19 protein-coding genes are annotated in these 24,773 nt (G+C 72.3%); 7 read left to right on the forward strand and 12 right to left on the reverse strand.

Going from position 1 to position 24,773, the window contains the following annotated elements:
• Window positions 1–276: 276 nt before the first annotated feature.
• From OG896_RS35155 to OG896_RS35190, 8 genes are all read right to left on the reverse strand, one after another.
• A complete protein-coding gene (locus tag OG896_RS35155) occupies window positions 277–2,190 on the reverse strand; it encodes a phospholipase C (protein ID WP_329371874.1) in 1,914 nt (637 codons plus the stop codon).
• A gap of 219 nt (window positions 2,191–2,409) precedes the next feature.
• Window positions 2,410–3,672 (reverse strand): iron uptake transporter deferrochelatase/peroxidase subunit, encoded by a 1,263-nt coding sequence (efeB, locus tag OG896_RS35160; RefSeq protein ID WP_329371876.1) that lies wholly within the window; start codon window positions 3,670–3,672, stop codon window positions 2,410–2,412.
• Window positions 3,669–5,156 (reverse strand): EfeM/EfeO family lipoprotein, encoded by a 1,488-nt coding sequence (locus OG896_RS35165; protein WP_329371878.1) that lies wholly within the window; start codon window positions 5,154–5,156, stop codon window positions 3,669–3,671. Before OG896_RS35165 ends, efeB begins: the two co-directional genes overlap by 4 nt.
• A 176-nt stretch (window positions 5,157–5,332) precedes the next feature.
• Window positions 5,333–5,827 carry an SH3 domain-containing protein gene (locus tag OG896_RS35170; RefSeq protein WP_329371881.1) on the reverse strand — a complete coding sequence of 165 codons (495 nt, stop codon included), beginning with the start codon at window positions 5,825–5,827 and terminating at the stop codon, window positions 5,333–5,335.
• Window positions 5,828–6,058: 231 nt separating this feature from the next.
• Window positions 6,059–7,387 carry a glycoside hydrolase family 3 N-terminal domain-containing protein gene (locus tag OG896_RS35175; RefSeq protein ID WP_329371883.1) on the reverse strand — a complete coding sequence of 443 codons (1,329 nt, stop codon included), beginning with the start codon at window positions 7,385–7,387 and terminating at the stop codon, window positions 6,059–6,061.
• Window positions 7,388–7,625: 238 nt separating this feature from the next.
• Window positions 7,626–8,969: an RNA polymerase sigma factor gene (locus tag OG896_RS35180; RefSeq protein WP_443057199.1), complete on the reverse strand. Its 1,344-nt coding sequence runs from the start codon at window positions 8,967–8,969 to the stop codon at window positions 7,626–7,628.
• A complete protein-coding gene (locus tag OG896_RS35185; protein WP_329371884.1) occupies window positions 8,966–9,295 on the reverse strand; it encodes a YciI family protein in 330 nt (109 codons plus the stop codon). The genes OG896_RS35180 and OG896_RS35185 overlap by 4 nt, the downstream gene beginning before the upstream one ends.
• Before the next feature lie 216 nt (window positions 9,296–9,511).
• Window positions 9,512–10,252, reverse strand: a complete 741-nt coding sequence (locus OG896_RS35190; protein ID WP_329371886.1) for a YoaK family protein — start codon at window positions 10,250–10,252, stop codon at window positions 9,512–9,514.
• 163 nt (window positions 10,253–10,415) lie between these two features.
• Here OG896_RS35190 and OG896_RS35195 point away from each other — a divergent pair, with 163 nt between their 5' ends.
• Window positions 10,416–11,933, forward strand: a complete 1,518-nt coding sequence (locus tag OG896_RS35195) for an MFS transporter (protein ID WP_329371888.1) — start codon at window positions 10,416–10,418, stop codon at window positions 11,931–11,933.
• Window positions 11,934–12,043: 110 nt separating this feature from the next.
• On the opposite strand, the gene OG896_RS35200 is transcribed toward OG896_RS35195, so the two are convergent.
• A complete protein-coding gene (locus OG896_RS35200) occupies window positions 12,044–12,424 on the reverse strand; it encodes a carboxymuconolactone decarboxylase family protein (protein ID WP_329374476.1) in 381 nt (126 codons plus the stop codon).
• A 465-nt stretch (window positions 12,425–12,889) separates the two neighbouring features.
• On the opposite strand from OG896_RS35200, the gene OG896_RS35205 reads away from it, so the two are divergent.
• The 6 genes from OG896_RS35205 (at window position 12,890) to OG896_RS35230 (ending at window position 21,582) form a co-directional block, all read left to right on the forward strand.
• On the forward strand, window positions 12,890–14,020 hold the full coding sequence (locus OG896_RS35205; protein ID WP_329371889.1) for a LacI family DNA-binding transcriptional regulator: 1,131 nt from the start codon (window positions 12,890–12,892) through the stop codon (window positions 14,018–14,020).
• A gap of 324 nt (window positions 14,021–14,344) precedes the next feature.
• Window positions 14,345–15,607 (forward strand): sugar ABC transporter substrate-binding protein, encoded by a 1,263-nt coding sequence (locus OG896_RS35210; protein WP_329371890.1) that lies wholly within the window; start codon window positions 14,345–14,347, stop codon window positions 15,605–15,607.
• An 11-nt stretch (window positions 15,608–15,618) separates the two neighbouring features.
• Window positions 15,619–16,593: a carbohydrate ABC transporter permease gene (locus tag OG896_RS35215; protein WP_329371891.1), complete on the forward strand. Its 975-nt coding sequence runs from the start codon at window positions 15,619–15,621 to the stop codon at window positions 16,591–16,593.
• A gap of 104 nt (window positions 16,594–16,697) precedes the next feature.
• Window positions 16,698–17,459, forward strand: a complete 762-nt coding sequence (locus OG896_RS35220) for a carbohydrate ABC transporter permease (protein WP_329374477.1) — start codon at window positions 16,698–16,700, stop codon at window positions 17,457–17,459.
• A gap of 99 nt (window positions 17,460–17,558) precedes the next feature.
• Window positions 17,559–19,634, forward strand: coding sequence for a glycoside hydrolase family 31 protein (locus tag OG896_RS35225; protein WP_329371892.1), 2,076 nt, complete (start codon window positions 17,559–17,561; stop codon window positions 19,632–19,634).
• Window positions 19,635–19,731: 97 nt separating this feature from the next.
• The gene (locus OG896_RS35230; protein WP_329371893.1) at window positions 19,732–21,582 is read left to right on the forward strand and encodes a GH39 family glycosyl hydrolase; all 1,851 of its coding nucleotides are present in this window, start codon (window positions 19,732–19,734) and stop codon (window positions 21,580–21,582) included.
• Between the two features lie 177 nt (window positions 21,583–21,759).
• Here the strand turns inward: OG896_RS35230 and OG896_RS35235 are convergent, their stop codons facing one another.
• From OG896_RS35235 to OG896_RS35245, 3 genes are all read right to left on the reverse strand, one after another.
• The gene (locus OG896_RS35235; protein ID WP_329371894.1) at window positions 21,760–22,665 is read right to left on the reverse strand and encodes a SigB/SigF/SigG family RNA polymerase sigma factor; all 906 of its coding nucleotides are present in this window, start codon (window positions 22,663–22,665) and stop codon (window positions 21,760–21,762) included.
• A gap of 129 nt (window positions 22,666–22,794) precedes the next feature.
• Window positions 22,795–23,760: an acetylxylan esterase gene (locus OG896_RS35240; RefSeq protein WP_329371895.1), complete on the reverse strand. Its 966-nt coding sequence runs from the start codon at window positions 23,758–23,760 to the stop codon at window positions 22,795–22,797.
• A gap of 345 nt (window positions 23,761–24,105) precedes the next feature.
• Window positions 24,106–24,663 carry a GNAT family N-acetyltransferase gene (locus OG896_RS35245; RefSeq protein ID WP_328461189.1) on the reverse strand — a complete coding sequence of 186 codons (558 nt, stop codon included), beginning with the start codon at window positions 24,661–24,663 and terminating at the stop codon, window positions 24,106–24,108.
• Between the last annotated feature and the right edge of the window lie 110 nt (window positions 24,664–24,773).

Here is a 24,773-nt window from a genome sequence, read left to right on the forward strand (position 1 = left end):
GAGGGATGTCGGGCGTGACCGTGAGCGGTGAAATGCGTTCAGCTCGTGAACGCAACGCGGTGCGACCGTCCGGCGGTTGCTTCAAGGCCCGACGCGTGTACGGGCGGGGCGGAGCGGTGTGCGCGGGCATGGCGGAGGGGCCGCCCCGGAGACTTCCGGGACGGCCCCTCGCAGGCCCCGTGCGTGGCGGCCGAAGGTGCGCTGGCGCTCTAGCCCTCTAGCGCGGGTGGCGCGGATGGCGCGGGTGGTGCGGTGGTGCCTCGCGCGGTGGCGCGGTCAGGCCACGCTGCGCGTGGCGCGGTTCCGGCGGGCGTAGTACAGCGCGCCGCCGCCGACCACCAGGACGCCCGCGGTGATGCCGAGCGGCAGGGCCGGGGAGGAGGTACCGGTCTGCGCGAGCTGCGTGGACGGGGCGTTGCCGCCGCCGGTCGAGCTGCTCGACGAGCCGCCGGTGCCGCCGTGCCCGGGCTTGCCCGGCTTGCCGGGGGGCGTCGGGTGGCTGCTGATCTGCTTGACCGACTTCACCGAGCCGTTGGTGTTCAGCAGCACCTGCTTGTTGTTCGGGTGCTTGAAGTCGAACGCGCCGGTGAGGCTGCCCGCGCGGGCGTCGAAGGACCCGTCACCGATCCGGCCGGTCTTCCAGTTGTCCTCGATGAACTTCGTGATCGACGCCTGCTCGGTCTGCGTGTGGTCGACCGAGTTCACCTTGCTGTAGGGCGAGATGACCAGCAGCGGCTGCCGGGTGCCGGGGCCGCAGCGGTCGTTGTAGCCCTGCGCGGCGGCCGGACCGGCCTGGCAGGCGGGGCTGTCGGCGGCCTTGCTGTTGGAGCCGACCGTGGTGTCCTTGGAGCCGTTGTGCGGCACCGCGTAGGCGTGGTCGTACCAGCCGTCGGAGTCGTCGTACGCCACCACGACCGCGGTGTCCTTCCAGTCCGCGGAGGACTGGATCGCGTTGATCTCCTTGACCAGGAAGTTCTGCTCGTCGATCGGGTCGGAGTAGGCCGCGTGGCCGTCCTGGTACTCGGCCGCCTTCAGGAAGCTGACGGCGGGCAGGTCGCCGGCCTTCAGCGCCGAGTCGAAGTCGGTGAGGTCGTAGTTGTGGTTCGCCTGGCCGTTGTGGCCGATCTCGGCCGTGTTCTTCGGCGGCAGGTGGTGCGGGTTGGACGTGGACTTGTAGTACTGGAACGGCGAGTGGTGCGGGCTGTAGTCGACCGAGGACGCGCCGGCCACGTTGGCGTGCGTGCTGCCCAGGCAGCTGGCGTAGTCGCCCTGCTTGCCGTCCCACGCGGTGGACGGGCGGAAGCCGCCCTGGAACCAGCCCCAGCTGACCTTCTTGGAGTTGAGCAGGTCACCGACGTTCTTGCCGGTCAGCTCACCGAGCGCGTTGGCGCTGGTGTGGCTGTTGTCCGAGCAGTCGTCGAAGGCCGGGTCGGGGTCGTTGGCGACCGTGCCGACACCCTTGGCGTTCGGGGAGACCACGGTGTACGGGTCGGGCGTGGCGGTCTGCTTCGGGTTCTCCGTGCCGGACTTCGGGTCCACCGAGATCACGCCGTGCGTCTGGCCGGAGACCAGGTTGAGCGCGCCCGGGGTCGAGGGGCCGTAGTTGGAGCTGTAGGAGTTGTCGCCGAGCGTGTAGTGCTGGGCGTAGTTCCACAGGCCGGTGACCGTGTTGCCGTCGTAGTAGTCCATCACCAGGCCGGGCTGGTAGAACAGGCCGCCCGAGCACTTGCCGGAGTCGGTGTTCTGCACGTACTGGTCGGCCTTGCCGCCGTTCGCGGCGTACTGCTCGGGGCCGTAGGAGTGGTTCTGGTCGCAGGTGACGGCCTCGGACGGGCTCAGCCGCTGCGGCGCGTACTGGTTCGGGTTCTTCTTGACCAGGCCGGCGTGCGCGGCCGTGTCGATGTTCTTCGGCGTGTTCTTCGCCGCGGTGAACTTCGTGCCGTCGGTGTTGGCGGCCTGCGGGTAGGTGCCGAAGTAGTGGTCGAACGACACGTTCTCGTCGAAGAGGACCACCAGGTGCTTGATCGGGGTGGTAGTGCTGTCGCCGCCGCCGTGGTGCGCGGTGTCGGCGTGGGCGGGCGCGGTTCCGCCCAGCAGTACGAGCGCCGCTGCTCCGGCGAACGCCCCCCAGCGCGCGGTCCGCTGCCGCGGACCTCTTCTTGACCTGCTCGTACTGCCCGTGGTGCTCATGCTGTGTCAGCCTCCGCTTTGTGGTGCTTACGCGTGCCGATGTCGATTCGCGCACGGTGTCGAACGCGATCGTCCGGGTGAGCCGCGACATGACAACGGCCCGGTGGTGACGTCCCGGTGAACAGAGGGGGGCGGTTCGGTGTGCGTGGCCGGGGACGGGTCTCCGGTCGCTTTCGGGTCGCCCCTGGTTGCTGTCGGTTGCCCTCGGTGGGTGCTCGTTCAGGTGAGCAGGGCGCGGCCGAGCCAGTCGGTGCGGTCGTGGACGCCGGGTAGTGCGAAGAAGTAGCCGCCGCCGTAGGGGGTGATGTAGTCGACGAGTGGTTCGCCGGCCAGTCGTTTCTGTACGGCGGTGAACTGTCGTTCGAGGTCTTGCTGGTAGCAGACGAAGATGAGGCCCATGTCGAGGTTGCCGTCGTTGTCCATGCCGTGGTCGTAGTTGTAGGCGCGGCGCAGGAGGCGGGAGTTGTCGGTTTTCGTGGTGCGGGGGTTGGCCAGGCGGATGTGGCTGTCCAGGGGGATGACGTCGCCCATGGGGTCCTGGGCGAATTTCGGGGTGTCGAATTCGTGGGTGCCGTCGAGTGGGGCGCCGGTGTCGCGGGCGCGGCCGAACATGCGTTCTTGTTCGGTGAGGGAGACGCGGTCCCAGAATTCGACCAGCATGCGGATGAGTCGTATGACCTGGTAGGTTCCGCCGGTGGTCCAGGGGGGTTCGCCGTTGCCGTGGGTCCACAGGAGTTGTCGGGCGGTGGTGGGGTCGGTGATGTCGGGGTTGGCGGTGCCGTCTTTGAAGCCGAGGTGGTTGCGGGGGGTGCCGGTGGGTCTTGGTGGGCTGGTGAAGCCGTCCATGCGCCAGCGCACTTGCATGCCGCCGCGGGTGTGGCGGGTGATATCGCGCAGTGCGTGCAGCACGGTGTCCGGGTGTGGTGCGGCGAGTTGGAGGCTGAGGTCGCCGTGGCACCAGTCGGGTTGGAGGTCGTCGTCGGGGAAGGCGGGCATGGTGCTCAGGCGGAGTGGTCTGCGGTCTGCCAGTCCGAACCGGCTGTCGAAGAGGGACGCGCCGACCCCGGTGGTGACCGTCAGGCCGTCGTGCGGGACCTGGGGGCCGAGCGTGCCGCTGTCCGAGGGGGAGTCGGTGATGCCCAGCGGGGCGGGGGTGCCGCCCGTGGTCAGGAACCGGGCCCGCTCGGTCAACGCACGCAGGAGATCGGTGAGTTCGCGGCGGTCGGCCGCGGTGACGTCGAAGGACAGGAACACGCTTGAGGGCTGCACGGCCTGCGTGATGCCTGCCTGGTGCGGGCCGTGGAAGGGTGCCGCCGCGGCCTTGGCGCCCGGCGACGGGGTCGCGGCCGCCGCGCTCGACCCGGTGAGCGCGGCCGCGCCGCCCGCCACCGCGCCGACCGCCCCGACGCCGACCGCCGCGCCGCGCAGGAACCCGCGCCGCCGCAGCTCGCCGCCGGCCGGGCCGTGCGTGTCGGTCGTCATACCGTCCTCCGTACGTCGAAGATCGCCGCCACCGGGGCGAGTTGTTCCAGCAGGTCACCGAAGTCGGCGTTCACCTGCTCGCGCTGCGCGCGGGTCAGCCGGTCCAGCGCGGTCCACGTCCCCTTGTGGTCAAGGGACTTGAGGTAGGCCTGGGCGCGGTCGAGGGACGCGTCGAGCCGGGCGAGGCCGGAGTCGCGGGCGGCCAGCAGCGGGCGCAGCTTCGCCAGGATCTCCCGGGTGCCGTCGATGTTCGCCGACGCCGTCGCCAGGTTGGTGCCGCTGCCGTAGTCGGTGCGGCCGGTCAGCTCGAACTGCTCGGCGTTCTCGATGATCTCGTGCGCCCGCAGGCCCATGTTCGCCGGGTCCATCTGCTGCGTTGTCCACTGCGACCTGAGCGCCTTCACCGCCTTGTCCAGCGTCGCGGCCTGGCCGCGCAGGGACTTCGCCGACTCGCCGTGCCACAGGCCGTACTCGATCCGGTGGAAGCCGGTGAAGTCCGGGTCCTTGAGCGGGTCCCGGCCGATCGCGGTGGTGCCGTTGATCACGCCGTCCGCGTCGCCGAACGTGTCGTAGGCCGCGCCCATCCGCTCGTACACCAGATGGCCGGTGAGCCAGTCGCGGCGGGCCGCCGTCAGGTCGCCGCGGTCGATGTCGGACTTCAACACCCCGGTGTCGGTGGAGAGTTCCGCCATCCGGGCGTTGATCCACTTCTGGTAGTCCAGGGTCGGCGGGATCAGGTCGTGCACGGTGACCGGCAGCGAGGACGGGCCCTGCGGTGCCTTGCCGGGGACCGTCACGGTCGGACCGGTCACCGAGTCGGTGTCCTCCTGCTGGCACTCGAAGGCGTACCGGCCGCTGCCGAGGTCGACGACCATCGAGCGGGTCGTGCCGGGCGCCAGGCCCTCGATCTCCGCGAACAGCCGCCCGGTGCTGGGGTCCTTGAGGTAGACCTCGGTCGCGCTCGCCGCGGAGTTGTGCAGGTCGAACGCCTGCGTGCCGGCGTGCGGCTTCTGCGTGGCGCCCCAGCCCCGGCCGCAGGTGCTCGGCGACACGTCGACCGCGGTGTGCCGCAGGCCGTCCGAGGCCGCCGCGGCTGCCGGGTGGGTGGCGTGGTGCCCGCCGCCGGTGGCCAGGACGCCGGCGGTGATCGCGGCGGCGACGGCGACGGCGGTGCCGGCCACGGTCCAGCCGCGCGCGCCGCGCCGGGTGCGGTCACCGGGGGAGCCCGAGGTGTCCGTGGTGGCCTCGGGGCTTCCGGCGTTCTCGGTGTTCTCGGTGTGCGGGGATTCCTGGGTGTCCGCGAGGCCGGTGCCGTCCGCTTCGGATACGGCCCCGGCCTGTGACGTGTCCTCGGCGGCGGCCGCTATGCCGTCGGGCGGTGCGGCAGCCGTGTCGTCGGCTGCCGCACCGCCCTCGGGTGCGGACGCGCGGTCGGCGTCGGAGCCGGCCGCAGGTGCGGGCTCGGGTGCGGGTTCGGCGGGCACACCGGACCTCCGGGAATCGGTGCAGCGGTACGTGACGCCGACATGCTAAGCACGCGGTGGCACGCCCACCCACCTGCACAAAGGCCGGGAGCCCACAATTCCCCCGCAGTTCACCCGCGCGTCACCGTAAGGGTGCCCTTATCGACCTTCGCGGCTCGGCGCGGGCCCGGGTGACGTCACTTGCAGTACGGCACGACCGCCAGGTTCTGCACGTAGCGCGCGGAGACGTAGCCGGCGCGGCCGTTGCCCAGCTTGTACCAGAGCTTGTTGCCCTCGACGTTCTGGCCGACGACCTTGCAGTGCAGCCAGATCACGGTGCCGGGCTGGAACGAGCCCAGGGAACGCGAGTTGGACGTGGCCATCTCGCGGATGGTCAGCGGGAGACGCGAGATGACCTTGCCCTGCGGCTCGGCGGCGGCCTGCGCCTGCTGGCCGTCGGACGTCGGAGCGGCGGCGCTGGTGCCGGCGGCGGGCATCGAACCCTGCGCGCCCTGTGCGTCCTGTGCGCCCTGCGCGGGCGCGGCCGGGGCGGCGGCCGTGCCGGTGTCCGTACCCGTGCCGGGCTTGGGGTCCGCCGCGTACGCGGACGTCGCGGCGAGCAGGCCCGAGCCCGCGATCAGCAGACCGGCGATACCGGCCGTGACACGGTGCTTGGCATGCGCTGAGTACATTGCTGCCTTCTTTCTGAAAGGTACTGCTCTCCCTCGTGCACCTCCTTCATGGCATGCCGTGCCGTCGAACCGGCCCAGGGAAACGGCTTGTCCACCCGGATGGAGTGTTATGCATCCCCCGGTTGGGTGACGACGGGGTCGCGTGGCGTCACGTGCGGGGGCCTGGGTCGTTATGGCCCCCGCGTCCTGGGGCGCCGCCCGACACACCTCGCCCGGCGCCCTCGCCCTCGGCTAACTACAGGTCAGCACGCCCGCGTTGTGCTTGGCGGTCAGTACCCGGTGGACGCTGTCGGCCACGTCGGCGCGGAACGAGGAACTGGCCGTCATCCGGCTGAGCACCGCCGACGTCATCGGGGAGATGTCGCTGGGCTTCACGGTGAGGACCACGTCGCCGCCGGCCGCGACGAAGTCCACCGCGCGCTGGCCGGGGGTGCGGTCGGCGACCGCGACGGCGTTGCCGAGGTCGTCGGAGATGACCGCGCCCTTGAAGCCGAGCTTGCCGCGCAGCAGCGTGCGGATCACGGCGGGGGAGAAGGCGGCCTGGTTGTGCGGGTCGATCCGGGTGTAGATCGCCGAGGAGACCATCACGAACGGTGTGCCCGCCTGGATGCCGGCCCGGAAGGGCTGAAGGTACGGGTCGGTCGTCGTGGTGACGGAGTCGGTGACGCCCGCGGTGAAGTCGGTGTTGCCGCTGGCCCGGCCAAGACCCGGGAAGTGCTTGATGGTCGGCACGACCTTGGCCTGCAGCATGCCGCGCAGGAACGCGGTGCTGTGCGAGGCGACGGTCGACGGGTTCGTGCCGTACTCCCGGTCCAGCTTGCCGATCGGCGCGTTCACCGTCACCTGGTTCGGCGGGACGGTGTCCGCGACCGGTGCGAGGTTCATGTCGACCCCGGCGGCGGCCAGTTGGCGCCCCCACGTGGCCGCGTTGCTCTGCAGCGTCGACGTGGACCACGTGCCCTGGGTCACCGCGCTCGGGATCGTGCTGAAGCCCGGCCCGTTGAGCACCTGGACCTGGCCGCCCTCCTGGTCGGTGGAGACGAACATCCCCAGTGACACGCCCCGCACCGGCGAGGCGAGGGTGCGGACCTTCGCGGTGACCGCCTTCACGGCGGTGGCGCCCTCCGTGGTGTGGCCCTGGAGGAAGACCGAGCCGGTCTTGCCGGTCGTGATCGCCTGCGACTCGCTGGTGGTCAGCCCGGTGCTGGTGACCGACGTCATGAAGAGCTGGCCGACCCGCTGGGCGTTCGTCATCGCGTTGTACGCCCGGTCCACGCAGCTCGCGGGCGCGGCCGTGGTCGCCTTCGAGGTCGTCGACGCCGGCGGCACCACGGTGGCGCTGTGCGACGCGCTCGCCGAGGTGCTGCTCGACGTCGTCGGCGCACTGCTCGACTCGGACGCGGACGTGGACGTCGTGCCGGACGGTGTCGTCCCCGACGAGTTGTGGCCGTTCCCGCAGGCGGCCACGGCCACCAGCAGTCCCGCCGCGAGCGCCCCCTGGCGGACACGTGCGGCGTACGACGCTCTCTCGGCGGGGGAATGCTGCTGGTGCTTGCGCACTGCGGAACCTCACCTCATGGGGCCGGTCGACGGAACAAGCGATCCCCACCCATGTTCCCCCAGTGACGCCAGTTGTCTCCCGGCGGTTCCCCTGACGAGGGCCACGCGAGTGAAAACGGACAGCCGCCGCAGGCTTTGAGGGCCGCGGGGCGGTGGCTCGCGGGGGAGATGCCGCAGTTGCCCAGGGGCGGGGGAACGGCGCGAGCAACCCGCCACCGGCGGGTGGTCCGGGGCGGTCTTACGGGGCCGGCGGGGAGGCCGGGGCACCCGGCATCCGTTCGGAGCGGAGTGCCCGGTTCTCCAGGAAGCGGCGCTCCGCCGCTGTCGGGGCGAGCCGGAGGGCCTCGCGGTAGGCGGCGGCGGCCTCACGATGGCGGCCGAGCCTGCGCAGCAGATCCGCCCGGGTGGCGGGCAACAGGTGGTAGCCCCGCAGCGCGGGCACCTCCGCCAGCGCCTCGACCAGGGGCAGGCCCGCCGCGGGCCCGTCCGCCATCGCCACGGCCACCGCCCGGTTGAGCTCGACCACGGGCCCGGGCGCGAACCGGGCCAACTCCCCGTAGAGCAAGGCGATCTGCGGCCAGTCCGTATCGTCGGGGCGGGCCGCCGACGCGTGGCACGCGGCGATCGCGGCCTGCACCTGGTAGGGCCCGGGGCGGCGTACCGCGAGCGCGGCGTCGAGAGTCGTCAGGCCCTCGTCGATCCGCCGCCGGTCCCAGCGGCCACGGTCCTGCTCCTCCAGCGGCACCAGGTCGCCGCGCGCGTCGGTACGGGCGGCGGCCCGCGCGTCGTGCAGCAGCATCAGCGCCAGCAGCCCGGCCGGCTCCGGGTCGTCCGGCAGCAGCCCCGCCAGCAGCCGTGCCAGCCGGATCGCCTCCGCGGTGACCCGGCGCTGGTCCAGCCCGTCCGCGCCGCCCGCGTACCCGGCGTTGAACAGCAGGTACAGCACCGCCAGTACGGCGCCGGTCCGCTCCGCAAGCACCTCGCGCGGCGGCACCCGGAACGGAATGCCCGCGTGCCGGATCTTGCCCTTCGCCCGGGTCAGCCGCTGCGCCATCGTCGACTCCGGCACCAGGAAGGCCCGGGCGATCTCCGCCGTGGTCAGCCCGGTCAGCGAGCGCAGGGTCAACGCGACCTGCGCGGCCCGCGGCAGCGCGGGGTGGCAGCAGGTGAAGATCAGCCGCAGCCGGTCGTCCGGGACCGCGTCCGCGTCCGCCGCCGCGGCCTGGCCGGCCACCACCTCCTCGGCCGGCTCCGCGACGTGCCGCGCGTCCGGTTCCAGCCGGGCCGCCTCGCGCAGCTTGCGCGCCTCGTTGGAGCGGCGGCGCAGCACGTCCAGCGCCCGGTGCCGGGCCGTGGTGGTCAGCCAGGCGCCCGGGCGGTCGGGCACGCCGTCGCGCGGCCAGCGTTCGAGGGCCCGTTCGAAGGCGTCCTGCGCGCACTCCTCCGCCAGGTCCCAGTCACCGGTCTGCCCGATCACGGCCGCGACGACCCGGCCCCACTCCTCGGGCCAGGCCGCCGCCACCGCCGCGCGGGCCGCGCGGGACCGGTCGGCCCCGCCAGCCCCGTCGGTCCGGCCGGTCACTCCGTCCAGAACGGCCGCACCTCGATCATCCCGTACCGGGCCACCGGGTGTTTCGAGGCGACCTCGACCGCCTCGTCCAGGTCGGCGCACTCGATCACGTCGAAGCCCGCCATCTGCTCCTTCGTCTCGGCGTACGGGCCGTCGGTGAGCAGCAGGCCGTCGTCGCGGACGCGGACGGTCGTGGCGTCGGACGACTCGCGGGTCCGGTTGCCCATCAGGCGGATACCGCGGCGGTCCATCTCCTCCACCCACGGGGTGGCGTCCATCTGCTCGGGCGTCGCGTCGTATCCGTTGCCGTCGTGGCAGATCAGCAGCAGGTACTTCATGGCACATCTCCTTCGTGGCGCGGGCGCGTGGCCCGGCGGCCGTGTCGCGCGGGCGGGGTTCCGCCCGGTCACCCACACGACGAACGGCGGCGGCCCGTATCGACATCCGCCGCGACATTCGTGTCGAGTATCGCGTGACGAGCGGTGTCGCGTGCGCGTGACCGCGTCCACGTCCGCTTCCACATCCGCTTCCACGTCCGCGTCCCGCGCGGCGCCTCACGTGGTCTTCGGCGCCGCCCACGGCAGGGTCGAGTGCCGGTGCGGGAGGAGGCCGACGGCCACCACGACCAGCAGGGCCGCCACGATCGGCAGCGGCACCGTCGGATGCCCGTGCACGATCAGCGCCGCGCCCGCCAGCGCCCCCAGGAACATGGTCAGCGCGGAGAGCAGCCGCCGCCCCGCCTTGCTGTCGACACCTCCGGCGAGCCGCGAGTCCGCCGCGATCCCGGTGAGCGTCATGGTCAGGACCGTGGTGGTCAGATCGGGTACCGCCAGACGGCGTACCACCGCGTTCTGCGAACCCATCGCGAGCCCGAGCAGCACCACCAGCACCGCCCGCTGCCCGCCGGTCGCGGGCAGGTCGAAGACCTCGGCCAGCGCCAGCGAGACCAGCACCAGCACCAGCTGGGCCACCGTGGCGACCAGCAGCAGCCGCGCCCGGTGCTCGGAGACCAGCCCGTACAGCCGCCCGCCGATCACCGCGCCCGCCACGAACGCGACCAGCGCCAGCACCGACGCGAGGATCGAGAAGCCCTTGGCACCGGCCAGCGAGAAGGCCAGGAACACCACGTTTCCGGTCATGTTGGCCACGAAGACCCGGCCCAGCGCGAGATAGCTGAACGCGTCCACCAGGCCGGTCACCAGGGTCAGTACGAGCAGCAGCGGCGGCAGCGGTCCGTGCGGACCGGTGCGTGGCGGCGCGACGATCGCACGGATCTGACGGAGCGTGGTGTGCACGGCGTGAATCCTCCCGGGAGGCGTACCCGGCGCCCGCCGGGACAGACGGATCACGCGGGCGATGGCGATCCCCAGCATGGTGGCCGCCTCGACCCGCCGGAAGTGGCGAGCGCGCGTGTTGTGGTCGCCGATGTGAAACTGACCGGCAAGGAGGTGATCTTCCATGGCGACGTCCGCCCCGGACCCGTCCCCGACCGACGGCCCCACCATCACCACCGACGTGCCGGCGAGACTCGACCGGCTGCCGTGGTCGCGCTGGCACTGGATGATCGTGATCGGCCTCGGCACCGTGTGGATTCTCGACGGGCTGGAAGTCACGATCGTCGGCAACATCGCCGGCCGCCTGTCGGAACCGGGCTCCGGTCTGTCCGTCACCTCGTCGGAGATCACCGGACTCGCCGCCGCCCTGTACGTGACCGGCGCGTGCGTCGGCGCGCTCTTCTTCGGCTGGCTCACCGACCGGTTCGGCCGCAGGAAGCTCTTCATGGTCACCCTCGCGGTGTACCTGGGCGCCACCGCGATGACCGCGCTGTCCTTCGCGCCGTGGTGGTTCTTCACCTTCCGCTTCCTGACCGGCTTCGGCATCGGCGGCGAGTACGCGGCGATCAACTCGGCGATCGACGAACTGATCCCGTCGAAGTACCGCGGCCGGGTGGACCTGACCATCAACGGCAGTTACTGGTTCGGCGCGATCGGCGGCTCGCTGCTGTCCATCGTCGCGTTGAACACGAGCATCTTCCCCAAGGACATCGGCTGGCGCGTCACCTTCGCGCTGGGCGTGGTGCTCGGCCTGGTCATCCTGCTGGTGCGCCGGCACGTGCCGGAGAGCCCGCGCTGGCAGTTCATCCACGGCTACGGCGACGAGGCGAACGAGCTCGTCGGCCAGGTCGAGAAGCGGGTCGAGGCGGAGAAGGGCACCCGACTGCCGCCCGCCGACCGCGAGATGACCATCCACCAGCGCAGGAGCATCGGCTTCGGCCTGATCGCCAGGACCGTGTTCCTGAAGTACCCCAAGCGCGCGACGCTCGGCCTGTCCCTCTTCATCGGCCAGGCGTTCCTCTACAACGCCATCACCTTCGGCTTCGGCGCGATCCTGATCAAGTTCTACGGTGTCAACTCCGGCCACACCGGCTACTACTTCGCGGTGATCGCGGCCGGCAACCTGTTCGGCGCGGTGCTGCTCAGCCCGCTCTTCGACATCGTCGGCCGGCGGATCATGATCAGCGGGACGTATCTGCTGTCGGGCCTGCTGCTCTTCGGTACCGCGTGGCTCTTCAATCGCGGCTCGCTGGACGCCACCACGCTCACCGCGTGCTGGTGCGTGGTGCTCTTCTTCGCCTCGGCCGGCGCCAGCAGCGCGTACCTCACGGTGTCGGAGATCTTCCCGATGGAGACCCGGGCGATGGCGATCGCCTTCTTCTACGCCATCGGTACGGCGGCCGGCGGCATCACCGGCCCGCTGGTCTTCTCCGACCTCACCTCCTCCGGGAAGGTCGGCGACACGGTGCTGGCGTTCTGCATCGGCGCGGCCCTGATGTGCGCGGGCGGCCTGGTCGCGGCGGTCTTCGCGGTCAACGCCGAGCAGAAGTCCCTGGAGGACATCGCCACACCGCTGTCCTCCGCGGGCCCGGCCACGCCGACGTCCACCGCCGGGCCGAAGCCGTCGCACGGCGCGGCCTGACCCGGCCCGGCTCCGTCCGAGGCCCCGTCCGACCTGACCGCCTGACCCGATTCCGCCTGACCTGACCTGACCGGCCGGGTCCGTACGGACGCGCGGCCACCCCTGCGCGGCTACTCCTGCGGGGCCTCCTGCCCGACCGGCAGCAGGCCCCGCTCGCCGAACACCTTCTTCGCCACGAACGTGGCGTTCAGCGCCTTCGGGAAGCCGCAGTACCCGGCGGAGTGCAGCAGCGCCTCGACGATCTCCTCCGGGGTGAGGCCGACGTTGAGCGCGGCGTTGATGTGCACGTCGAGCTGTGGCTCGCAGCCGCCGAGCGCGGTGAGCATGCCGAGCGTGACGAGTTGCCGGTCGCGGGGCGCCAGTTGGGGACGGCGGTAGATCTCACCGAAGCCCCAGGCGACCACCTGGTGGCCGAGTTCGGGGGAGATGTCCCCGAGTGAGTCGATCACCTTGCGGCCGGCCTCGCCGTCGATCCGCGACAGCGTCTCCATCCCGCGCTCGAAGCGCGCCTCGCGGCTCTCGGCCGGCGGGTTCGTTGTCGGGGTCGGGGTCGGGGTCGGGTTCGTGGCCGGGTTCGTGGCCGGGGACGCGGGCTTCGATCGGCTGTCGTGGTTCATGACCGGAAACCTAGGAGTTGGAGCACACTCCAGGTCAAGCGCAACACGGGGGCGCCGGAACCGGGGACGACCGGGAACTTCGTGCACGGTCCCTTGTGGGCGCGGTGGGCCCGTGCTAATTTCACGGCCAATCGAGCCCGTCGAATCAGTTCGATACTCGGCAGGTTGTCGAATCAGTTCGACAATCCAACTCGACGCCCGGTTCGCCGTACCGCCGGGCGCCACCCGCCGGGGCATCATCGGTCGAGCACCACCGGTCGAGCACGACCCCGTTCACCACCCGCTTTCACACGCCCTCACTCGCCCTCACCCCGTCGAGCAGCACCCAGGAGCCGGCCCATGACGGTCACCATCGCGGACGTGGCACGCCACGCCGGCGTGTCCCGCAGCACCGTCTCGTACGTGCTGAGCGGCAACCGGACCATCTCCGCGGAGACCACCAAGCGGGTCGAGCGCAGCATCAAGGCGCTCGGGTTCCGGCCGCACGCCGGGGCCCGTTCGATCCGCACCCGCCGCACCGGCGTGATCGCCATGGCGCTGCCGATGGTGTACGGCCCGCACAACCAGGTGCAGATGCCGTACGTGTGGGCCGCGTTGACCGCGGCCCAGGACTGCGGGCTGAAGGTGCTGATGCTCACCGACGACGACGGCGAGGCGGCGATCCGCGACACCGTCGCCGGCGCGCTCGTCGACGGGGTGATGCTGATGGAGGTGCAGCGCAGCGATCCGCGCGTCCCGCTGCTGAACGAGCTGAAGTGTCCGGCGGTGCTGGTCGGGACCCCGGACGACCCGCACGGACTGCCGCGCGCCGACTTCGACTTCGCATTGGCCGCACGGGCCTGCGCGGAGCACCTGCGGGAGGCCGGCCACACCTCGGTCGGTTACCTCGGGCAGGCACCGGAGGCGTTCGGCCGGGACGTGGCGTACGCGATCCACGCGCAGGAGAGCGTCACGCACGCGTTGCACTCGCGCGGGCAGCGCAGCGTGTGGGCGGCGTGCGAGCCCGCGCCCGGGGGAGTGGTGCGGGCGCTGGACGACCTGCTCGCCCGGCAGCCCGACCTGACCGCGCTGATCGTCTACAACGAGCGGGTGCTGCCGCTGGTGATGGACCGGCTGGCCGGGCTGGGCGCCCGGGTGCCGGCGGACATCTCGGTGATCGCGATCTGCACCGACGACGAGGCCGAGCGGTGCAGCCCGCCGCTGACCTCGGTGTCGCTGCCCGCGGAGGAGCTGGCCCGGGCCGCGGTCCGGCTGCTGGCCCGCCGGATCGAGGGCGAGGAACTGCCGGGGGCGACCCTGCTGGCACCCGCGCTCAAGGTCAGGGCGAGTACCGGGCCCCGGCGCGACCGCGCCGTGGGGCCCTGGGGCGCGGCGCCCGATGCCCTGCCGGACGTGTCGCCGCGCGCGTCGGCGTCGCGGCTCCCGCCGGACGCCTCCTCGCACGTACCGCCGCACGACGCGGCGGGGTAGCGCCCGCCCCGCCCCCTCCCGGCCGCGCGCCGCCCGTACCGCACCGACCCGCCGCGGTCCCACGGGCCGCGGCGCCGGGACCACCGCACCTCCGCACGATCGCGTCACTCCGTCACTCCGTCATCGCGTCACCTGTCCGTGCGTCACCGCACCACCGCCTCCGCGCCACCGCCTGCCGGTGACGTACCGGAAGCCGCCGGTCCGTCATCTTCGCCACTGTCGAATCAATTCGACACCTGTCACCCTCCCGCCTCCTCCTCGCGCCGCGCCACGGGCTCGCAACAGAGCTGCCGGCCGAGCCGCCGAACAGTCGAAAGGCACGTCATGAGCCGCACCGTCCGCCTTCCCCGTACCTCCCGCGCGTCGGCCGGACCAGGCACGCTGGCCGCGCTCACCGCCGCCGCGGCCCTGGTGCTCACCGCCTGCGGCACCGGCACCGGCTCCGGCGGGTCCGGCGGCGGCTCCGACACGCTCACCGAGATCGACTACTACGACGCCGCCCCGCAGAACACCCAACTCCCCGCGATCCTCGACGAGTGCGGCAAGCAGGTCGGCGTCACCATCAAGCACCAGCAGGTGCCGCGCGCCCAGTTCCTGCCCAGGCTGCTCCAGCAGGCGTCGGCCCGCTCGCTGCCCGACCTCGCCCTCGTCGACAACCCCGACCTCCAGCAACTCGCCGCCACCGGCGGCCTGGTGTCGCTGTCGAAGGCCGGGCTGAGCACCGCCGGCCTGTACCCGTCGATCGTCCAGGCCGGCCAGTACCAGGGCCAGACGTACGGCATCGCGCCGGGCGTCAACGGGCTTGCGCTGTACTACAACACCGACGTGTTCAAGGCGGCCGGGCTCACCCCGCCCAAGACGTGGGACGAACTCACCTCCGACGCACGGAAGTTGACGCACGGCTCGCGCTACGGAGTGGCGTTCAGCGCGGTCGGCACCGAGGAGGGCGCGTTCCAGTTCGAGCCGTTCTTCTGGACCGCGGGCGCCGACCTGAAGAAGCTCGACTCGCCGCAGGCCGAACAGGCGCTGACGCTGTGGCAGAAGCTGGTCTCGGCCGGGTCGGCGTCGAAGTCCGTGGTCACCTGGACCCAGGCCGACGTCAACGACCAGTTCGGCGCGGGCAACGCGGCCATGATGGTGAACGGCCCCTGGCAACTCCCCACGCTCGACGCGAACAAGAAGCTGCACTTCGGCATCGTGCCCATCCCGGTGCCGAACGCCGCCGCGAAGCCGGTCACCCCGCTCGGCGGCGAGACCTGGACCGTCGGCCACAGCAACGCCGCACGCGAGGCGAAGGCGGTGAAGGTGGTCAGGTGCCTGCTCGGCCACGACGAGAGCGCCAAGTGGTCGAAGGACGCCGGCTACATACCCAGCAACCAGCAGGCCGCCGCCCAACTCGCCCAATCCGACCCGCAGATGGCGGCGTTCGTGCAGGAGATCGGCACCGCGAAGGCGCGTACCACCGAACTCGGCACCGGCTACCCGAAGGTGAGCCAGGCGCTCGCCGACGCCATCCAGGCCGCGCTGGCCGGCGGCACCAGTCCCGCATCGGCCCTGTCCCAGGCCCAGCGCACCGCCCAGAACTGAGGACGGCACCCATGTCCACCACCCTCCACCACGCCGGGGCCCGCCCCGCCGGTCCTGGCGCGGACCGGCCGCCGAAGCCGCGGCAGCGCACCGCGGGACCGGCCAGGGCCCGGCTCGCCGCGCTCGCCTTCACCGCGCCCGCCTGGCTCTACGTCGCCGTGTTCTACCTCTACCCGCTGGCCGGCAGCGTCCGGATGGGCTTCCAGAACTACACCGTCTCCTCCTTCTACACCGGTGTCGCGCCCTACGTCGGCTGGGCCAACTACCGCGCGGTCCTGCACGACAGCCACTTCGGCCGCACCGTGACCAACACGCTGCTGTTCACCGCCGGTTCGCTGCTCTTCCAGTTCTGCGTCGGGCTGGCGCTCGCGGTGTTCTTCAACCGGGCGTTCCCGCTCGGCGGGCCGCTGCGCTCGCTGCTGCTGGTGCCGTGGCTGCTGCCGCTGGTGGTCTCCGGCACCGCGTGGCGGTGGATACTCGACACCGACTCCGGGGTGCTCAACCACGCCCTGCTCGGCGCGCACCTGATCGGCCACCCGGTGCCCTGGCTGGCCAGCACCCATGACTCGCTGATCGCGGTCACCCTGGTCAACATCTGGGTGGGCATCCCGTTCAACATGGTCATCCTCTACGGCGGACTGCAGTCCATACCGGGCGAGTTGTACGAGGCGGCCGCGCTGGACGGCGCGAACGCGTGGCGCAGGTTCCGGCACATCACGCTGCCGCTGCTGCGCCCGGTCACCGCCGTGGTGCTCACGCTCGGCCTGATCTACACCGTCAAGGTCTTCGACGTGATCATGATCCTCACCCAGGGCGGGCCCGCGGGTTCCTCGCAGACCCTGACCACGTTCGCGTACAACCTGTCGTTCCAGCAACTGGAGTTCGGCCGCGGGGCGGCTGTCGGGAACCTGCTGGTGCTGGTCGCGGTGGTCTTCGCCGCGGTCTATCTGCGGGCCACCCGCGAGCAGCGCAGGGCCGGCCGGTGAGCGCCGTGACGGGCCGCCGGGCCGCCCGCGCGCACCGCGTCGGGCGCGCCCGCCGGGTGCCGGCGGCGGTCAACACGCTGGTCGCCGTGGTCATCCTGGGCGTGATGCTCTTCCCGCTGTACTGGATGCTGAACGCGTCGCTGCTGCCCTCCACCGACCTGGTGAAGAGCTCGCCGACGTGGCTGCCGGTGCACGGCACCCTCCAGGGCTACCGGCGGGCGCTGTCCAGCCAGGGCGGCCACCTGCTGGTCAGCCTCGGGGTGTCCGCGGGCACGGTGCTGTTGGTGCTGCTGATCGCGGTGCCGGCGGCCTACGGCCTGGCGAAGCTGCGCGCCCCCGGCGGGCGGCCGCTCACCTTCGCCCTGCTGATCGCGCAGATGATCCCGGGCGTGGTGATGGCCAACTCCTTCTACACCGCGGCCAACCACCTGCGGCTGCTCAACTCGCCGCTGGCGCTGGTGCTCGCCGACTCCACGCTGTGCGTGCCGTTCGCGACGCTGATCCTCCAGACCGCGATGCGCGGGGTGCCGGCCGAGTTGAGCGAGGCCGCCGTCCTGGACGGCGCGGGCCGGATCAGGACGCTGCTGTCGGTGGTCCTGCCGGTCAGCCGCAACGCGGTGGTCACCGCGAGCCTGTTCTCGTTCCTCTTCGCCTGGGCGGACTTCCTGTTCGCGGTGACCCTCACCACCCAGGACGACCGGGCGCCGGTCACCGTCGGCATCTACCGCTTCATCGGCGCGCACCTGAGCGACTGGAACAGCGTGATGGCCACCGGGATCATCGCGTCGCTGCCCGCCGCCGTGCTGCTGGTCGTCGCCCAGCGCTATGTCGCGGCCGGCGTGACCAGCGGCGCCGTCAAGGACTGAGCCGCCGCCCCACCTCCCCGCCGCCGTACCTCCCCGCCGAGCCCCCGTCTCACAGAGCCCCCGCCCGACCCGTACCTGCGCCACCCCGAGGAGAACACCTTGCCGCCCGCGTTCACCCGCACCCCGCACCGCCTCCAGTGGCGACACGGCCACCACGTGCTGGAGATCGAGCCCTGGGGCCAGGACAGCGTCCGCGTCCGGGCGGGCATGCACCGCGTCGTGGACGGGCTGCCCGGCGCGCTCGACGAGCAGCCCGCGCCCGCCCCCGCGCCCTGCCGGATCACGATCCACGCCACCCACGCGACCCTCGTCAACGGCCTGCTCACGGTGGTCGTCAGCACCGGCGACGGCCTGGTCACCGCGCTCCGCACCGACACCGGCGAGGAACTGCTGCGCGAGCAGCCGCCGCACTTCTGGTGGCCCGGCGCCCGGCACTTCGAGGCCGCCGGCGCGGGCACCTACCGTATCGAGCAGCGCTTCGCCGCCTACGACGGGGAGCGGGTGCACGGCCTGGGCCAGCACGGCCACGGCCGGTTCGACAACAAGGGCACCGTGCTCGAACTCCAGCAGCGCAACGGGGAGGTGACCGTGCCGCTGGCGGTCTCCAGCCGCGGGTACGGCTTCCTGTGGAACAACCCGGCCGTCGGGCGGGTCGAGTTCGCCGCCAACGGCACCCGCTGGGTCGCCGACCGGGCCCGCCAGCTCGACTACTGGCTCACCGCGGGCCGCACCCCCGCCGACATCCTCGCCCGCTACGCCGACGCGACCGGCAGGGCGCCGGCCTTCCCGCGCTGGGCCTCGGGGCTGTGGCAGAGCAAGCTGCGCTACCGCGACCAGGCCGAACTCCTCGGCGTGGCAAGGGAGTACGCCCGCCGCGGGCTGCCGCTCGGCGTGATCGTGGTGGACTACCTGCACTGGCGCAACCTCGGCGACTGGGACTTCGACCGCCGCGACTGGCCGGACCCGCGCGCCATGGTCGACGAACTGCGCGGCCTCGGCGTGGAGTTGGCCGTGTCGGTGTGGCCCTCGGTCAGCCCGCTGTCCGCGTCGTACGCCGAACTGCGGGACGCCGGCATGCTGGTGGCCACCAACAGCGGCTTCGACGTCCACGGCGACTGGCCCGACCTGGAGGGCGCTCCCGAGGGAATCGGGGTCGCCTTCTACGACGCGACCGACCCGGCCGCCCGCGCCGTGCTGTGGAGCCGACTGCAGGAGCACTACTACAAGCTCGGCATCCGGGCGTTCTGGCTGGACGCCTGCGAGCCGGAGATGCGCCCCGGCCACCCGCACAACCTCGCCTACGCGGCGGGAGCCGGCTCGGAGGTCGCCAACCTCTACCCGCGCGAGCACGCCCGCGGGGTCCACGAACACCTCACCGAGCAGGGCGAGACGGAGGTGCTGACCCTGGTCAGGTCCGCGTGGGCGGGCTCCCAGCGGTACGGCGCCGCGCTGTGGTCCGGCGACATCCCCGCGACCTTCGCGGCGCTCGCCGACTCGGTACGGGCCGGGCTCAACGTCGCGATGAGCGGCATTCCGTGGTGGACCACCGACATCGGCGGCTTCCACGGCGGCCACCCCGACGACGAGGACTACCGCGAACTGATGGTCCGCTGGTTCCAGTTCGCGGTGTTCTGCCCGCTGCTGCGGCTGCACGGCCACCGCGAGCCGCGCGAGTTCTCCGGCCCGATCGGCACCGGTGGCGGCCCCAACGAGATCTGGTCCTACGGCGAGCGGGCCGAGGCGGCGATGACCGCGGGGCTGCGGCTGCGCGAGCGGCTACGGCCCTACCTGCACGCGCAGTTGGAGGACGGCCGGGCGAGCGGGCTGCCGCTGATGCGGCCGCTGCTGCTGGAGTTCCCCGGCGACGCGACCTGCTGGGACGTCGACGACCAGTTCCTGTGCGGGCGGGACGTGCTGGTCGCGCCGGTGCTGAGGCCCGGCGAGCGCTCCCGCCGGGTCTACCTGCCGGCCGGCGCGGAGTGGACCCACCACGCGACCGGCGTCCGCCACCCCGGCGGAGCGTGGGTCACCGTGCCGGCCGCCCTGGAGTCCGTCCCGTTCTTCCTGCGCGACGACGCCGACCCCTTCGCCGACCCCTCGGACGCCGCAGGCTCCTTCGCGGAGCCCGGCACCGAGCCCGGCACCGAGCCGGCCGGCCCGCCCGGGCCCGCCTGAGCGGCCGGCGCCCCCCTACCCACGCGGCGGGCCCGAACGCCCGGGCCCGCCGGGTGCGCACCTCACCGAACCGCCCACCCCCCACCGGGAGGACCGTATGCACCGCTCGACCGCACCTCGTCCGCCGACCGATCCGCGCCGCCGCCGTCGCCGCCCGCGCGGCCGGGCCCGGCTGCTCGCCGCGCTCGCCGTCCTGGCCGCGAGCGTGCTGGCCGCCGCCGCGCTGAGCCCGGCCGGGGCGTCCGCCTCGCCGGCCGCCGACAGCACCGTCGGCGTCGACCTGTCCGCCCAGGGCGCCGCCCCCAACGGCGCCGGCGCCGGCTTCCTCTACGGGCTCAGCCAGGACGGCTCGGGCCCCGCAGACAGCCTGCTGCAACCGCTGAAGCCGACGCTCTTCCGCGGCGGCGGCGCACGGATCGACGGCGGCGGCTGGCTCGGCGACGGCTACCGGGCCGGCAGCGGCTACCAGGTCAGGCTGGACTCCGCCCTCGACCAGGCCCGCCGGGTCACCGCCGCCCCCTACCACGCCACGTACCACCTGCTCGTCTCCGACGTGTGGGGCGCCGACACCACCCAGCCGGCCTCCACCGTCTACCCCTGCGACAACGGCGACTGCTCCAACTGGGCCTCGTTCATCGACACGTTGGTCACGGGCGTGCAGGCGTCCGGGGTGAACGTGTCGTACGACATCTGGAACGAGCCGGACGGCACCGGGTTCTGGCAGCGCGGCGTCAACAGCGAGCAGTACTACCAGATGTGGGACACCGCGGTCCGCGAGATCCGCCGGCTCCAGCCGTCGGCGCAGATCGTCGGGCCGTCCTACAGCGGCTACAACCACGGCTGGTTGGACGACTTCCTCGGCCGTACCAAGGCGGACGGCACCCTTCCCGACGTGGTGAACTGGCACTTCGGTGACGACCCCGCCGCGGACGCGGCCGACGCCCGCGCGCTGCTGGCCGCGCACGGCGTCAGCGGGCTGCCGCTGACCATCAACGAGTACCTGTTCTCGCAGCAGCAGAACTCCGGCTACACCGCGTGGTTCCTCGACCGGCTCGCCGCCTCCGGGGTCAGCGCGGCAGCCCACGCGATCTGGACCGACTGCTGCGGTGCCGGCACCCTCGACTCGGTGCTGTCCGGCGGGCAGCCCACCGGACAGTGGTGGGTCTACCAGGCGTACGCCCAGCTCAGCGGGAAGCTGCTGAGCACCACCGGCAGCGGCGGCGTCGCGGTCGCGGCGAGCGCGGACGCGGGCGCGCAGCGGGCGTTCGCGCTGATCGGCAACAACTCCGGTCAGGGCGGCAGCACCACCGTGGACTTCACGAACCTGTCCGCGACGCCGTACCTGGTCGACAACGGCGCCGTGCACGTGACGGTGCGGCGCATCCCGGACCAGACCGCGCTGAGCGCGCCCGCCACGGTCTTCGACGGCGACGTCACCCCGGACGGCGGCACGCTGCACGTGCCGGTCACGCTGCTCGCCGGCACCGACGCCTACACCGTCACCCTCACCCCGGGCAACGGCTCCACCGGGCCGGTCACCGGCACCGTGACCGTGGACGGCAACGACACGGCGGCCGGCGACGTCGACCACTTCGGGTACGGGCCGAACTGGGGTGTCACCAACGGCGTCGCCGACATGTACGACTCCACCGCCAACTGGACCTACACCGCGGGCGCTTCGGCGACGCTGTACTTCACCGGCAGCAAGGTCGCGCTGCACGCGGTGCGCGATGTGGACCAGGGCCAGATGTCCCTGGCGGTGGACGGCGGCACCCCGGCGAGCGTCGACGACTACGCGCCGAGCCGCGACGCGTCGGGTGTGGTGTGGACCAGCCCGCAACTCGCCTCCGGCGCGCACACGTTGACGATCACCAACACCGGTGGCCGCAACCCGGCGTCCAGCGGGACCAACATCGCGGTGGACAGCGCCGACATCAGCACGCCGTAGGGCGGGCGCCCAGATCCGGCGGGCGTCCAGATCCGGCGGACGTGTGACGGCGTACCGCGCGGATACGGCGGCCGCGGCCCGGACGGGGGGAAGTGCCGGGTCGCGGCCGCCGTGCCGCGTGGAGGGGGCCACGCGGCCTGTCGCGGTCGGTTCGGGGGATGGTGCGCGGGGCGGTGCTCACTGCTGCACGAGCAGTCCCGCGCGCAGCTTCGCCACGATGCGGCTGAGCAGCCGGGAGACGTGCATTTGCGAGTACCCCAGCACCTCGCCGATCTGGGACTGGGTCATCTCCTCGACGAAGCGCATCCGCAGGAGGGTGCGGTCGCGGTCGGAGAGCCGGGCGATCAGCGGGGCCAGGCTGCCGAGGTCCTCCACGAGCTCCATCGACGGGTCGCACTCGCCGATGGTGTCGGCCAGGGTGCGGCCCTCGCCGTCGGGGCCGGCGTCGGTGTCCGACCACGGCACGTCGAGCGACCCGGCGGTGTAGCCGTTGGCGGCGACCAGGCCGTCCAGCACCTCGGACTCGCCGATGTCGAGGTAGCCGGCCAGCTCGGCCACGGTCGGGTCGCGGTCGAGCAGCAGCGACAGGTGGTCCTTCGCCTTGCTCAGCTCGACCCGCAACTCCTGGAGCCGGCGCGGCACGTGCACCGCCCACGAGGTGTCGCGGAAGAACCGCTTCATCTCGCCGACGATGTACGGGATCGCGAAGGTGGTGAACTCCGTCTCGCGGGACAGGTCGAACCGGTCGATCGCCTTGATCAGCCCGATCGTGCCGACCTGGACGATCTCCTCGCGGTCGGTGGCCGGGCGGTTGCGGTAGCGGCCGGCGACGAAGTACACCAGCGCGAGGTTCATCTCGATCAGGGTGTTGCGCGCGTAGCTGTAGGCGGGGGTGCCCTCCTCCAACTCCTGGAGGCGGTCGAAGAAGAGCTTCGACAGCACCCGTGCGTCCTCCGGCGCGACCCGGGTCGCGTGCTCGATCCACGGGAGGCCGCCGGGCGCCTGCCGCTGCGGCTCGCCGGCCTGCCGGACGCAGGTCGCGGTCCCGTTCGTGCTGCTCGACTGCTGCGTGTTCGCGGTCACGTCATCGCCTCGCACTCCAAGGACGGTCAACCGCGCGCCTGCCCGCCGACCGCCGCCGTATTCCTCCTTTTTCCGGGGCGGTTCACCGACGAGGCCGGCTGGGCCGCGGGTGCGGCCCGGCCGCGCCGTTCACAGGTACTTCGGCAGCCACTCCAGGCGGAGGGCCTCCTGGTGGGCACCGCCGCCCTCATGGCCGTTGAAGTCGTAGACCTCGATGGTCTTGTCGTGGTGCCCGTAGGCGTTGAACGCCGCGAACACCGTGGAGGGCGGGCAGGTCATGTCCTGCAGCGCGGTCGAGAACAGCGCGGGCGCCCGGCCGCGGGCGGCGAAGTGCACGTTGTCGAAGTAGGCGAGGGTGGCGAACACCCGCTCGCGCTCCGGGCGGTGGGTGGACAGGTAGACGGCGATCTCGCGGTACGGCGGCGCGTCGGTGATCCGCGCCGCGCGCGGCAGGTCGCACAGGAACGGCACGTCGGGCGCGGTCGCGACGAGGTCGGGCACGAGGCCGGCGACCGCGATCGTGATCGCGCCGCCCTGGCTGACCCCCGTCACCACCGTGCGGGAGGCGTCGGCCAGCGGGTGGGTGCGGGCCGCCTCCACCGCGCGTACGCCGTCGGTGATCACCCGCCGGTAGTAGAAGTCGTCGCGGTCGGTGATGCCCCGGGTGAGGAAGCCGGGCGTGGCCGATCCCGAGCCCACCGGGTCGGGGGTGTCGCCCGTGGACCAACTGCCGCCCTGCCCGCGGGTGTCCATCAGGAAGTGCGCGTATCCCGCCGACGCCCACGTCAGACGCTCGTGCGGCAGGCCGCGCCCGCCGCCGTATCCGATGAACTCCACGACCAGCGGCAGCGGTTCGCTCGTCCCGGCCGGCACGGTGAACCAGCCCTTGATCCGGTGGCCGCCGAAGCCGGAGAACTCCACGTCGTAGGTCTCGACGGTCCGCAGCGCGGTCGCGACCGGCTCGAAGCGCGCGTCGAGGTCATGGGTGCGGGCCTGCGCCAGCGTGTCCGCCCAGAACCGGTCGAAGTCCGGCGGCTCGACCGCGTCGCTGCGATACGTCCTGAGCTGTTCCATCGGCAGGTCGAACTGGGCCATCGGTACGTTCCCCTCCGCGGCTGGGCACCACACGTCCCGGATACGGTACTTGGCAGGGCCGGCCGTGTCCGCCCCGGGTCGTCGCACGTCAGAGGGTGCGGGCGGACCGCGCGGGCGGGCGCGTGGAGGGGCGGCCGAGGCGGTCGCGGATGCCGTGGCGGCGGCTCCGGTGGCCGCGGTGGCCGCGGGGGCCGTGAAACGGGCCGTACCCCCGGCGAGCGGGGGTACGGCAGGTGATGAGCGGGGTCATGCCTTGGGACCGCGCTCAGGGGCGGGCCGGCCTTGGCCGGGGTCGGTGGTGCAGCCGCCCTTGCGGCAGTTCACGTCGGGGCAGGACATCTCGGATCACCTCTTTTCTGCCAGGTCGTCGGGCACACAGTCCAGGAGCAGCTTGTCCACCCGCCGGCCGCGCCACAGCGCAGCGCTGCGCAGCCGTCCGGCGGTGTGGAAGCCGGCCTTCAGGTAGGCGTTGACCGCGGTGGTGTGCGGGGCCAGCACCTCCAACCACACCGCGCTCAGCGACGCGATGGAGAACGCCCAGTCGAGAGTGAGTGCGGTGGCTTCGGTCGCGTAGCCCCGGCCGCGGTGCTCCGGGGCGATCACGAGGGTGAGTTCGGCGGTGTTGACCGCCTGGTCGACACTGAGCGCGGTGGTGCCGACCGGCACCGCGCCCTCGGTGGTGACCACCTCGAACAGCTGGTAGTGCCTCGAGGTGTGACTGCTCAGGAATCGGGCCTGGAACACCTCCCAGGACACCGGCCAGCGGGCACCGAAGCCGACGACCGTCGCCGGGTCGGTCTCCCACCGGTGGTAGTCCTGCATCATCTCTTCCCTCGCCAATGCCAGTGCCAACCGCTCTCCGGCGCGCAGTGGCAGAGGTGCGAGGGAGTGGGGGGTGGTCATCACGTGTCGTCTCTCCCATACGTGTGCCCGGAACCGGGGGGTGGCAGCCGTCCATAAAGCGTCATTCCGCAGCCGGTCCGCCGGGGCGGGATCTGCCGTATTGCCGCGGG

Source organism: Streptomyces sp. NBC_00669 (genome assembly GCF_036226785.1).
In the GTDB taxonomy this organism is placed as follows: domain Bacteria; phylum Actinomycetota; class Actinomycetes; order Streptomycetales; family Streptomycetaceae; genus Actinacidiphila.